The 11,539-nt window shown below is 68.5% G+C and carries 11 protein-coding genes; 10 read left to right on the forward strand and 1 reads right to left on the reverse strand.

Annotation, left to right across the window (positions count from 1 at the left end):
* Nucleotide 1 precedes the first annotated feature (1 nt).
* Nucleotides 2-2,080, reverse strand: coding sequence for a 4Fe-4S dicluster domain-containing protein (locus BOQ54_RS07345; protein WP_245316317.1), 2,079 nt, complete (start codon nucleotides 2,078-2,080; stop codon nucleotides 2-4).
* 149 nt (nucleotides 2,081-2,229) lie between these two features.
* Here BOQ54_RS07345 and BOQ54_RS07350 point away from each other — a divergent pair, with 149 nt between their 5' ends.
* The 10 genes from BOQ54_RS07350 (at nucleotide 2,230) to BOQ54_RS07395 (ending at nucleotide 11,460) form a co-directional block, all read left to right on the forward strand.
* Complete coding sequence (locus BOQ54_RS07350) at nucleotides 2,230-2,931, forward strand: biotin/lipoate--protein ligase family protein (protein ID WP_071924429.1); 702 nt, start codon at nucleotides 2,230-2,232, stop codon at nucleotides 2,929-2,931.
* Complete coding sequence (locus tag BOQ54_RS07355; RefSeq protein ID WP_063185699.1) at nucleotides 2,928-3,461, forward strand: DUF6505 family protein; 534 nt, start codon at nucleotides 2,928-2,930, stop codon at nucleotides 3,459-3,461. The genes BOQ54_RS07350 and BOQ54_RS07355 overlap by 4 nt, the downstream gene beginning before the upstream one ends.
* Nucleotides 3,458-4,480 carry a DUF6352 family protein gene (locus tag BOQ54_RS07360; RefSeq protein ID WP_055460062.1) on the forward strand — a complete coding sequence of 341 codons (1,023 nt, stop codon included), beginning with the start codon at nucleotides 3,458-3,460 and terminating at the stop codon, nucleotides 4,478-4,480. The genes BOQ54_RS07355 and BOQ54_RS07360 overlap by 4 nt, the downstream gene beginning before the upstream one ends.
* Nucleotides 4,481-4,492: 12 nt before the next feature.
* Nucleotides 4,493-5,002 (forward strand): DUF3305 domain-containing protein, encoded by a 510-nt coding sequence (locus BOQ54_RS07365; RefSeq protein ID WP_055460061.1) that lies wholly within the window; start codon nucleotides 4,493-4,495, stop codon nucleotides 5,000-5,002.
* A complete protein-coding gene (locus BOQ54_RS07370; RefSeq protein ID WP_071923621.1) occupies nucleotides 4,999-5,679 on the forward strand; it encodes a DUF3306 domain-containing protein in 681 nt (226 codons plus the stop codon). Before BOQ54_RS07365 ends, BOQ54_RS07370 begins: the two co-directional genes overlap by 4 nt.
* A 178-nt stretch (nucleotides 5,680-5,857) precedes the next feature.
* Nucleotides 5,858-6,640 carry a molecular chaperone TorD family protein gene (locus BOQ54_RS07375; RefSeq protein ID WP_055460059.1) on the forward strand — a complete coding sequence of 261 codons (783 nt, stop codon included), beginning with the start codon at nucleotides 5,858-5,860 and terminating at the stop codon, nucleotides 6,638-6,640.
* 25 nt (nucleotides 6,641-6,665) lie between these two features.
* A complete protein-coding gene (locus BOQ54_RS07380; protein WP_071923622.1) occupies nucleotides 6,666-6,863 on the forward strand; it encodes a twin-arginine translocation signal domain-containing protein in 198 nt (65 codons plus the stop codon).
* Nucleotides 6,864-6,876: 13 nt separating this feature from the next.
* Nucleotides 6,877-9,783 (forward strand): formate dehydrogenase subunit alpha, encoded by a 2,907-nt coding sequence (locus BOQ54_RS07385; RefSeq protein ID WP_071923623.1) that lies wholly within the window; start codon nucleotides 6,877-6,879, stop codon nucleotides 9,781-9,783.
* An 11-nt stretch (nucleotides 9,784-9,794) separates the two neighbouring features.
* A complete protein-coding gene (fdh3B, locus tag BOQ54_RS07390) occupies nucleotides 9,795-10,391 on the forward strand; it encodes a formate dehydrogenase FDH3 subunit beta (protein WP_019400967.1) in 597 nt (198 codons plus the stop codon).
* Between the two features lie 37 nt (nucleotides 10,392-10,428).
* The gene (locus BOQ54_RS07395; RefSeq protein ID WP_145979740.1) at nucleotides 10,429-11,460 is read left to right on the forward strand and encodes a formate dehydrogenase subunit gamma; all 1,032 of its coding nucleotides are present in this window, start codon (nucleotides 10,429-10,431) and stop codon (nucleotides 11,458-11,460) included.
* The last annotated feature ends 79 nt before the right edge of the window (nucleotides 11,461-11,539 follow it).

An 11,539-nucleotide genomic window follows, 5' to 3' on the forward strand; every position in this document is an offset into this window, starting at 1 on the left:
GTCAGTGGTGCTTCTTCTCCCGCGCGCGCAGGTAGTCCTCGCTCGTGCGCGGCGCCGGCCGGGCGGGAGCATCGTGCGGGTCGAAGCTCTCGTTGACCACGGCCTCGACGCGGCAGTCCTCGCACATCTTGATGACGGCGATGCGCCGGGCGTGCTCGCCCGAGAACATCCAGTGCCGGCCCTCGAGCCGCGAGACGATCCGCTCGATGGTGGAGCGGGTGCCGAAGGGCTTGCCGCAGGCGACGCAGTGGAAGGGCTCCTCCTCCTTCTTCGTCACCGGCGGGGCGGCCCAGGCGGCGAAGTCGATGCGCGGCTCGAGCGTGATGACCTTCTCCGGGCAGGTGGCGGCGCATAGCCCGCACTGCACGCAGCGGTCCTCGGCGAAGGTCAGCATCGGCTTGTCGGGATTGTCGCCGAGCGCCCCCGTCGGACAGGCGGCGACACAGGCATGACACAGCGTGCAGCCCTCCGTCTCGACATGCACGGTACCGAAGGGCGCGCGCTCGGGCAGGGGCAGGACGTCGACGGCAAGCGGCGCGACATTGCGCAGTTCCTTGAGCGCCATCACGGTGAGCTCGCGCCCCTGGCCGAGCGGCAGGAACTTCGCCGCCCGCCGCTCCGGCACGCCCGCCACCGGCACACCGGCGAGCGCCGCCGCGAGCTGGTCGGGGTCGTCCGTCTCGATCGTCGCCACGCAGCCTTCGCCGAAGCCAAGCGGCGCCGCGATGGCGTCCATATAGGCAAGGTTGCGCACGAGGCCGCCCGTGTCGTGCTTGGGCTTGGCGCGCGTCAGCACGCGGATCGCCGTCGCGCCATAGGCGAGGGCCGCAGCGAAGGCATCGAGCCCGAGTTGCGTCGCCTCGTTGACGGCAACCGGCAGGACATGGGCTGGCAGGCCCTCGCCGTAACGGGCAAGCGCATCGATCAGCTCCGCGCCATGGGTCTCGTCGTGGAAGAGCACCACCGCCCGCTCGCCGCCGGCCTCGGCATAGGTGTGGAGCAGGGCGCGCAGCCGTGCCATCAAGGTGTCGCTCGCCGGCAGGGCATAGGTTGCCGCGCCGGTCGGGCAGACGGCGGCGCAGGCGCCGCAACCGGCGCAGATCTCGGCCGAGATGGCGACATGGTCGCCGTCCGGCGTGATGGCGCCGGTGGGGCACAGGTCGAGGCAGCGCGTGCAGCCGGTCTTCTTCGAGCGCGAGTGGGCGCACAGCGCCGCATCGAAGGTGACGTAGCGCGGCTTGTCGAACTCGCCGACGAGCTGCGACGCCTCGAAGGCAAGGCGCGCCACGGCCGCCGGGTCGCCGGGGTCGGCGCGCAGGTAGCCGGCGCGCAGTTCCCCCGCCGGGAAGAGCGGCACGCCACCGCTGACATCGAGGACGATGTCGCAGCGCGACAGGGCGCCGTCGCGTGGCGCGCCGAAGGCGAGCCTGGCGCGCGAGGACGGGGCCGGATGCGCGAAGTCGTTGACCGTCAGCTCGAAGGCGCCGAGCCAGCCGGTCGCCTGGGCGATAGTGCCCTTGAGCACGGGAAAGTCGCTCCGGCGCGGCGCCGGCACATCACCGGGGCGCGTCAGCAGCACGGTGACGTCCAGCACGTCCTTGAGCCGCTCGGCGAGGGCGATCGCCGTCTCGTCGCGGCCGTAGACGAGGGCGACGCCCTCGCTCTTCAGGGGCACCAGCGGCGCCTGCGACGGCGCGATCCGCGCCGCGGCGATCAGCGCCGCCATCTTGGGGCCTGCCGCATCCGCCTCGGCCGACCAGCCGGCGTTCTCGCGCAGATTGACGAAGGTGAGATTAGCTTCCGGGGCGTCCTCGCCCGCTACCTCCTCGAAAAGCGGCGCCTCCTGGGTGCAGCCGACGAGGATGTCCGCCTCCGGGCCGAGCGCGGCCTTGAGCCGCTCCAGCTCGCGCCGGCACAGCTGGTCGGCGAAGCGCATGTCATGGCCCGGGCAGGCCCGCGTCAGCAGCTTTTCGTCCAGCGGCATCGTGCCCTCGCAGGAGCAGACGAAGGCGACGGGCTTTGCCTCGACCACCGGGCCGTTGGCGATGGGGCGCTTGCCGCGACCGGGGCCTTCAGCCATTGCGTTCACCTCCGCGATACCGATACCGACAGCGCTTGCATTCGCACCATTTCGCGTCAGCTTATATCGAATTGGATGAATTCCAATCGAATGGCGAAGGGGAGGAAGCCATTCCGGTCAAGATCACGTCAATCGGCCGCCGCGAGCTCATGCTGCCGCCCCCGTTCACGCTCATCACCCTGCGCGAGGCAAGGGATGCATTCGCACACGCCCGGGCGATCGCGAGCGAGGCAGGGGCGGGCACACTCGTGTGGGCGCGCCGCTTCGATCTCGTCGACTGCGCCGTGGTGCTGGAGCCGGCCGAGCCGCTCGCTCTCGCACGCCTCGCCTTCTACCCGGCGATAAATGCGCTCGCCGATGCCGTCGCGGCCCATTGCGCGCCGGAGCATCCGCTGACCTTCGACTGGCCGGGCGGCATCCGCCTCGACGGCGCGCTCGTCGGCGACGGGCAACTTGCCTGGCCGGCGGGCGCGCGCGATGCGGCGGTGCCGGACTGGCTCGTCTTCGGCGCGCGACTGCGTATCGCGACGCTCGACGGTCCGGAAGCGACCAGCGGGAGCCTCGGCATCGATATGGTCGGCGGGCTCGAGGGGGATGCCGAAAGCCTCGTCGAGAGCTTCGCGCGCCACTTGATGGCGAATCTGCATGGCTTCTCGGACGACCACGGCGCTTCTCAGATTTTACATTACGTTGAACGTCTGGCGCCAAGCGATTCCGGCGATTCGTCTTTTGCCATTGACGTGAACGGCGATCTGCTCGTCACGACGGGCCGCGGCCGCCGCCGGCGTCTCTTCGTCGAGGCGCTCGCGCGTCTTAGCGAGCGCGATGCCGAGGGGAGGCGTCCGTCATGAAGCTGCCGCGTACCATCCGGCTCGACGCCTCCGACACCTTCGTCTTCGCCCGTGCCGCTGCACCGGGCGAATGGGCGGTGACCGGCACCTTTCTCTTCACCGATAGCGATGTCGCCTCGCTGCCGACGAAGGAGCGTGTCGCCTTCCGCTCCGGCTTTCTCGGCATCGACAGCTTCGGCTTTTCCACCCTCACGGTGGTGAGCGAGGCGAGCGAAGACGAGATCGAGGCGGCCACGGCACTTCTGGCACGACGCTTCGTCGAGCGGCTCGGCGCCCCCGACGTCGCCACCGCCCTGCCGGCAGCGCGGGAGGAGATCGCCTTCGCCGCCTCGCTCTGCGACCATGCCGTCGGCACGCTCCTTGCCCTGCAGCGCGTGATGGAGAACGGCGAGATCCGCGAGCGCTACCGCACGCTCACCCCGCGTGGCGACCGGCCGCGCGCGGGCTTCCGCGCCTTCGACTTCTTCGAGACCGACGACGAGCCGACAGAGGAGGTCGACCTCCTCGCCCTGATGAAGGACAAGCCATGACCGACGCCGCCACCCGCGACTTCTGGCTGTCGAGCGGCCACGTGCTGCTCGACCGGCGCGAGGACGGCGGCCTCGTGGTGACGGATGCCTTCCTGAAGGCCTATCTCGCCCGGCCGGAGCTCATGCCGCCGGAGGAGGCCTGCCCCGCCGAGCGGGCGCTTCATGCCCTGCTGATGGACGATCCCTTCGCCGCCATCTCGCCCGTGACGCTGGCGCAGCTTGCCGATGCCGATGCGCGCGACAACTGGCGGGCGTTTCTCTCCTTCCGCGACCGGCTTCTGGCCGCGCCGACGCTGCAGGCGGCCTATGTGCGCATGATCGGGGAGGGCGTCGCCGGCATTCCGCCGCTCTTCCTCAACCAGCTCGTCCACGTGCTGATGCGTGCCGCGCTCGACGGCTGCGAGGATGCCGAGGTGCTGCGCGCGGGCGAGATCTTCTTCCGCCCGCAGAAGGTGACCGTGCACGAGGGCCACCTCCTCCTCGCCGATGCCGAGACCATCGCGATGCACGAGGAGAACCGCCAGGCCTCGCCGCTGCTCGCCATGCTCGGCGGGCCGGCGGTGACCGAGCTTGACGTGCTGCAGCCGGGCGAGACGGGCTACCAGGAGCGTAGCGATGCCTTCGACATGGTGCTCGACCTTGGCGGCGAAGCCGGGGGCCGCGCGGCCATCGCCCGCTGCATCGAAGCCTTCCTGCGCGAGACGCTGGGGCACGCGGTAGCGGTCGAGCCTGTGCAGCGCATCGAGGACAGAGACTGGCGCTGGTTCATCGGGCTCGATGCCGAGGCCACCGCCATCGGCAACGCCCTGTGGCGGGGAGAGGCGGTGGAGGGGGAGGCTTCGTCGCGCGTTCTCGCCCTCTTCCGCCTGACGGTCGACCCGTCCGTGCCGGTGCGGCCGGAAGTGCGCGGCCATCCCGTCTATCTCATCATGGCGATGGACCGGAGCAATCTGCTACGCTTCAAGCCGCAGAACCTCATTGCCGGCCTGCCGCTCGTGGCGGACCAGCCGGTGCATTGAGGAGGCCGGATCATGGCGCATGAGAGATTCAGCGTCGGCGTCGTCGTCGAACGCCGCCCGTTGAAGAGCCGCTGGGTGGATCATGCCTGGCTGCCGGTCGCCGTCATCGCCGGCGTGCCGGAGGCGGCCCCGTGGACCTTGCTCGGCGAGGAAGCCGGCGTGCAGCGCTTCTACGCCGGCGCCTTCGACGTCGATCTCTATCGTGCGGAGACGGCCGGGTACCGCGACAATCTCGAAAGCGGGGCGCCGAAGCTGTGGATCGCCGCCCATGCCACGGGCGTCACGCCGCCGCTCGACATCCTCGTCGTTACGGCCGATCCCAACGAGGGGGCCGCCTATACGGAGGCGGGCGACAACATTGTCGAAGTGGTGCCGATGCCGGACGAGGTTGCCGGCGTCGTCGCCCGCTTCGTCGCCGACCACCATGTGGAGCGCGCCTTCATCAAGCGCCGCCGCGATCGGGCCGATCCCGACGCCTTGGCCCTGCGGCCGGGCCGCGACAAGGAGGGAGGCGAGCCGTGAGCAGCGACGAAGGCTTCCTCACCCGCTGGTCGCGCCGCAAGGAGGCCGCGCGGCGGAGCGAAGACGCAACGGTGCCCGTGAATGTGCCCGCCGAGGCGCCGGACGAGATTGCCGCACCGACGGCCGAGGCAGGGGCGCAGGTCAGCGCTTCCCCGGTAGACGATGCGCCTGTCCCGCTCGAGGAACTGCCGCCGATCGAGAGCATCGGCCCGGAGACGGATCTGACGCCATGGCTGAAGCGCAACGTGCCGCCGGCCTGGCGCCAGGCGGCGCTGCGCCGCCTGTGGGTGAGCGACCCCGGCATCCGCGATTTCGTCGGTCTCGCGGACTACGACTGGGACTGGAACACTCCCGACGGCATGCCGGGCTACGGGCCGCTCGAGATTGGCGAGGCCGTGCGCAAGCGCCTCCTCGCCGCCGTCGAGGGGGCCCCGCCGCCCGCCGATGAGAGGGTGCAGCAGAACGGCGCCTCAATCGAACCTCCGGCCGACGAGCGGGCGCCCGGCCCGGCGCCGGAACCGGATGAGGCGCCGGCTGCCGTCCGATTGCCCCCCGAACCTTCGCCAGCACCGTCCACCATCGCGCCGACGGGCAAAGATCACACAGATTTGAATAGAGATTTAGGGAAACCGTCACCCTCTCCCCGCCGCCGTTCGGGTTCGGCGACGCCGGTCTGAGCGAGGCGTCACAAGGGTTTCGCGGACTCGGCGGCGGGGGACGGCACGCGCCGCCGTACGCCTGCCGTTACAGCCATAGCGGGTGCACTGCAGCATTTCATTGGAATGGTTGCAATGTGGAAACGGGGTGATAGGCTCGCCCTATTGCCGTTTCAGACACGGAGGCAACGGGTCGGGAATGCGCGAGGCGGGGCTCAGTCAGGCCATCGAAGCAGCGGGGGGTGTGCGTGCGCTCGCCCGTCAGCTCGGGGTGTCCCAGCCGACAATTTCAGGCTGGCGCCGCGTGCCCGCCGACCGGGTCCTTGCCGTCGAAGCGCTGACCGGCGTTGACCGTGCCGTGCTCCGCCCGGACATGTATCCGCCGCGGGATGCTGCCGCCGCAGCCGACGTCGATCCCATCGATCTGGCCCGTGCCGAGGAATATGCGCTGCTCGCGGCGCTGCTCTGGCGCGCGCCGGGGCAGGACCTCATCGACCGGCTGGCGCAACTGCGCGGCGACGCGAGCGAGATCGGCATGGCGCATCTGGCGCTCGCCGATGCCGCCGCCGGCATGGACGCCGAAGCCGTGAGCCGCGAGTTCTTCGACCTTTTCATCGGTCTCGGCCGCGGCGAGATCCTGCCCTACGCCTCCTATTACCTCACCGGCTTCCTGCACGAGCGTCCGCTCGCCGTGCTACGCGGCGACCTCGCGCGGCTTGGCATCGAGCGTGCCGAGCGGGTGGCCGAGCCGGAGGACCACATCGCCATCCTCTGCGAGACAATGGCCGGGCTCATCCGCTGCGATTTCGGTATCGCCGGCCTCGGCGAACGGGAGTTCTTCGCCCGCCACGTGGAACCGTGGGCCGGGCGCTTCTTCGCGGATCTCGAGACCTCGCGCGCCGGCCGGTTCTACCGGGCTGTGGGCACGCTCGGGCGCGTCATGATGGAGATCGAGGCGGAAGCCTTCGCGCTGCCCGCCTGACATGAAGGAACGAGGGGAGGGAGCCATGCAGGACGACAAGAAGAAAAAGGTCCTCGATCGACGCAGCTTCCTCGGCGCTGCCGGTGCGGGCGCCGCCATGACGGCGCTCGCACCGGTCGTCGCCGACAAGGCCGAAGCCATGGCCGAGCCTCCCGGCAACGACCAGACGCGCTATCGCGAAACCGAACACGTCCAGGACTTCTACCGGGTCAACCGGTACTGAGGGGGAGGCCGACATGCTCATCAAGCGCAAGTCCGCTGCGGCCGCGCAGGGACGGCTGCAGGCCGTCGCCGCCGGCTTCGGGGGCGCATCCCTTGTCGACCGGCGCGCCTTCCTGAAGCGGGCCGGCTTCGCGGCCGGTGCCCTCGCCGCGGTCGGCACGATCGAGGTGGGCGCCGTGCGCCGCGCGCAAGCCGGCCCCACCGATTTCCAGCAGCCCGTCGAGCGCAAGAAGAACATCTGCACCCACTGCTCCGTCGGCTGCACGGTGACCGCCGAGGTGCAGAACGGCGTGTGGGTGGGCCAGGAACCGTCATGGGACAGCCCGATCAACCGGGGCTCCCATTGCGCCAAGGGCGCGGCCATCCGCGAGCTGGTGCATGGCGATCGGCGCCTGAAATATCCGATGAAGCTGGTGAACGGCGCCTGGCAGCGCATCTCCTGGGACGACGCCATCAACGAGATCGGCGACAAGCTCATGGAGATCCGCAACACGTCGGGCCCGGAGTCCGTCTACTGGCTTGGTTCGGCCAAATATTCCAACGAAGGCGCCTATCTCCTGCGCAAGTTCGCCGCCTTCTGGGGCACCAACTCGGTCGACCACCAGGCACGCATCTGCCATTCCACCACGGTCGCGGGCGTCGCGAACACGTGGGGCTATGGCGCCATGACGAATAGCTACAACGACATCCGCAACTCGAAGACGATTGTCTTCATGGGTTCCAATGCGGCCGAGGCCCACCCGGTGTCGCTGCAGCACATCCTGACAGGCAAGGAGATCAACCGCGCCAACGTCTTCGTCATCGATCCGCGCTTCACCCGCACGGCGGCGCATTCGACGGAATATGTGCGCATCCGTTCCGGCACCGACATTGCCGTGATCTGGGGCATGCTCTGGCACATCTTCGAGAACGGCTGGGAGGACAAGCAGTTCATCGCCCAGCGCGTCTACGGCATGGATCAGGTGCGCGCCGAGGTGAAGAAGTGGGATCCCGCCACCGTCGAAGACGTGACGGGCGTGCCCGGAGAGCAGTTGAAGCGCGTCGCCGAAACCTTCGCCAAGGAGCGGCCGTCCACCTTTATCTGGTGCATGGGCGGTACGCAGCACTCGGTCGGCACGGCCAACGTGCGCGCCTATTGCAACCTGCTGCTCGCCACCGGCAACGTCGGCGGCTTCGGCAACGGTGCCAACATCTTCCGCGGCCATTGCAACGTGCAGGGAGCGACCGACCTCGGCCTCGATATCACGTCGCTGCCGCTCTACTACGGCCTCACCGAAGGCGCGTGGAAGCACTGGTGCCGGGTGTGGGAGGTCGATTACGACTGGATGCTCTCGCGCTTCGTCGACAAGAAGATGATGGAGGCGCCCGGCATCCCCTCGACGCGGTGGTTTGATGCCGTGCTCCTGCCCAAGGACCAAGTGGACCAACCGGACAATGTCCGCGCCATGATGGTCTTCGGCCACGGCGGCAACACCATTCCCCGCATGCCGGAAATGGTGAAGGGCCTCGAGAAGCTCGACCTCCTCGTCGTCGGCGATCCGCATCCGACGACCTACGCCGCAATCTCGCAGCGCAAGGACGGCACCTATCTCCTGCCCATCTGTACACAGCTCGAGACGTCGGGCTCGCGCACGGCCTCCAACCGCTCGCTCCAGTGGGGCGAGCAGATCGTCAAGCCGATCTTCGAATCGAAAGACGATTACGAGGTCATGTATCGCCTGGCGACGAAGCTCGGCTTCGCCGACGAGATGTTCAAGAACATCAAGGTCGAGAACGGCAGGCCCGAGCCTGAGGACATCCTGCGCGAGATCAACCGCGGCGGCTGGTCCACCGGCTATTGCGGCCAGTCGCCCGAGCGCCTCAAGGCGCATATGGCGAACCAGGACAAGTTCGACATCGTCACGTTGCGCGCGGCGAAGGACGTGCCGGAGGTCGGCGGCGACTACTACGGCCTGCCCTGGCCGTGCTGGGGCACGCCCGAATACCGGCATCCGGGCACGCATACGCTCTACAACACCAACATCCACGTGAAGGACGGCGGCGGCACCTTCCGCGCCCGTTTCGGCGTGGAGCGCGAGGGCGTGACGCTTCTGTCGGAGGGCTCCTACTCGCAGGGTTCCGAGATCACGGACGGCTATCCCGAATTCACTTATGGCGTCCTGAAGAAGCTCGGATGGGATGCCGACCTCACGGAGGCGGAGCGCGCCACCATCGAGGGCATCGGCGGCAACAATCCCGACGCCGTCTCCTGGTCGACAGACCTGTCCGGCGGCATCCAGCGCGTGGCGCTGGAGCACGGCTGCATCCCCTACGGCAACGGCAAGGCCCGCGCGGTGGCGTGGAACCTGCCCGATCCGGTGCCGGTGCACCGCGAGCCGATCTATTCGCCGCGCGCCGACCTCGTGGCGAAATATCCGACGCGGGAGGATTTCAAGAGCTTCCGCGTGCCCAACATCGGCTTCACCGTCCAGAAGGCGGCCGTGGACAAGGGCATCGCGAAGGACTTCCCCATTATCCTGACCTCCGGACGCCTCGTCGAATACGAGGGCGGCGGCGAGGAGACGCGCTCCAACAAGTGGCTCGCCGAGCTGCAGCAGGACATGTTCGTCGAGATCAATCCGGCGGACGCGGCCGAGCGCGGCATCAGCGACGGCGGCTGGGTGTGGGTGACGGGGCCGGAGAACCAGTCCAAGGCCCGCGTCAAGGCGCTCGTCACGGAGCGTGTCGGCAAGGGCGTCGCCTTCATGCCCTTCCACTTCTCCGGCTGGTTCATGGGTGAGGACCAGCGCAAGAACTACCCGCCGGGCGCGGATCCCATCGTCCTCGGCGAAAGCGCCAATACCATCACCACCTATGGCTATGACCCGGTGACGGGCATGCACGAAGGCAAGGTGACGCTGTGCCAGATCAGGGCGGCCTGAGGGAGGATGAAATGGCCCGTTTGAAATTCCTCTGCGACGCCGACCGTTGCATCGAGTGCAACGCCTGCGTGACCGCCTGCAAGAACGAGAACGAGGTGCCCTGGGGCATCAACCGCCGGCGCGTCGTCACCATCAACGATGGCAAGCCGGGCGAGAGGTCGATCTCCATGGCCTGCATGCATTGCACGGACGCGCCCTGCAAGGCCGTCTGTCCGGTCGACTGCTTCTACAACACGGCCGACGGCATCGTGCTGCATTCGAAGGATCTGTGCATCGGCTGCGGTTATTGCTTCTACGCCTGCCCGTTCGGCGCGCCGCAATATCCGCGCGTCGGCAATTTCGGCTCGCGCGGCAAGATGGACAAGTGCACCTACTGCGCCGGCGGCCCCGAGCCGGACCTGACTGCCGCCGAGTACCAGAAATACGGCGCGAACCGCATCGCCGAGGGCAAGCTGCCGCTCTGCGCCGAGATGTGCTCGACAAAGTCGTTGCTCGCCGGCGACGGCGAGATCATTGCCGCCATCTACAAGGAACGCGTGCTCAAGCGTGGCTACGGCTCCGGCGCCTGGGGCTGGAAGACGGCCTATCGCGAGACGATCGACGTCTGATCGGGCCGAGCGGCCGACGGGAGGGGAGGAACGAGCCATGACCCGCACAGGACACGATCGGCGCTGGTCGGCCCGCAGCATCGCCGCGGCACTGACGATGCTGATGGCGCTGCTCCTTGCGCTGCCCGCGGCGACGGGCTCCGCTTTCGCCCAGGTCAATCCGACGACCGAGGCGGTGAGGGAAGAGCAGCTCATGCAGGCACTCGACCGGGTCACCGGCCGCGTGTCGATCCCCGACCGGAAGGCGGCGACGCTGATCCAGGTCGAAGGGCAGGAATGGCGGGCCTATCACGAGCGCACGCTAGCCTGGATCGGCGGCATCGCCATCCTCGGCATGCTCGCGGTGCTCGCGGTCTTCTTTCTGGTGCGCGGGCGCATTCGCACGGAGGCCGGACCGTCGGGCCGCACCATCGTGCGCTTCAGGTGGTTCGAGCGCTTCGTGCACTGGCTGACGGCGAGCTGCTTCGTCATCCTCGCGCTGTCCGGCCTCAACGTCGCCTTCGGCAAGTCGCTGCTGCTGCCGCTCATCGGGCCGGAGGCCTTCTCCACTTTCTCGATGGCTGCCAAATACGCTCACAACTATCTCAGCTTCCCCTTCACGCTGGGGCTGGTGCTGATGTTCTTCATCTGGGCGCTGCGCAATATCCCGAGCCGCGTCGACATCACGTGGTTCGCCCAGGGAGGAGGCATCGTCGGCAAGGCGCATCCACCGGCCGGCAAGTTCAATGGCGGCCAGAAGGTGCTGTTCTGGCTCGTCATCCTCGTCGGTGCCGCCATCGCGGTCAGCGGCTATGTCCTGCTGTTCCCGTTCTACGGCACGACCATCGCCGGCATGCAGACGGCGCAGGTGGTGCACGGCCTCCTTGGCGTGCTCCTTACGGCCGTAATTCTTGGCCACATCTATATCGGCACGCTCGGCATGGAGGGCGCCTTTGACGCCATGGGCAACGGCGAGGTCGACCTCAACTGGGCGCGTCAGCATCACAGCCTCTGGGTCGCCGAGGAGGAGCGCAAGGCCACGGCCGACGGCAAGCACGGCGTGCCGCCGACGGCCGTGCCGGCGGAATAGGGCTAACGACCGAGGCCTCTCTCCCTCCCCCACGGGGTGGCGGGGAGGGGGAAGAAGGGCTCGACGCACCCCGTCGCCT

This window comes from Chelatococcus daeguensis, from assembly GCF_001887265.1.
GTDB lineage: Bacteria > Pseudomonadota > Alphaproteobacteria > Rhizobiales > Beijerinckiaceae > Chelatococcus_A > Chelatococcus_A sambhunathii.

Bases quoted from the DNA above. Each gene is read 5' to 3' on its own strand.
- BOQ54_RS07345 (WP_245316317.1), bottom strand. From the start codon at position 2,080: ATGGCTGAAGGCCCCGGTCGCGGCAAGCGCCCCATCGCCAACGGCCCG.
- BOQ54_RS07350 (WP_071924429.1), top strand. From the start codon at position 2,230: ATGCTGCCGCCCCCGTTCACGCTCATCACCCTGCGCGAGGCAAGGGAT.
- BOQ54_RS07355 (WP_063185699.1), top strand. From the start codon at position 2,928: ATGAAGCTGCCGCGTACCATCCGGCTCGACGCCTCCGACACCTTCGTC.
- BOQ54_RS07360 (WP_055460062.1), top strand. From the start codon at position 3,458: ATGACCGACGCCGCCACCCGCGACTTCTGGCTGTCGAGCGGCCACGTG.
- BOQ54_RS07365 (WP_055460061.1), top strand. From the start codon at position 4,493: ATGGCGCATGAGAGATTCAGCGTCGGCGTCGTCGTCGAACGCCGCCCG.
- BOQ54_RS07375 (WP_055460059.1), top strand. From the start codon at position 5,858: ATGCGCGAGGCGGGGCTCAGTCAGGCCATCGAAGCAGCGGGGGGTGTG.
- BOQ54_RS07380 (WP_071923622.1), top strand. From the start codon at position 6,666: ATGCAGGACGACAAGAAGAAAAAGGTCCTCGATCGACGCAGCTTCCTC.
- BOQ54_RS07385 (WP_071923623.1), top strand. From the start codon at position 6,877: ATGCTCATCAAGCGCAAGTCCGCTGCGGCCGCGCAGGGACGGCTGCAG.
- fdh3B (WP_019400967.1), top strand. From the start codon at position 9,795: ATGGCCCGTTTGAAATTCCTCTGCGACGCCGACCGTTGCATCGAGTGC.
- BOQ54_RS07395 (WP_145979740.1), top strand. From the start codon at position 10,429: ATGACCCGCACAGGACACGATCGGCGCTGGTCGGCCCGCAGCATCGCC.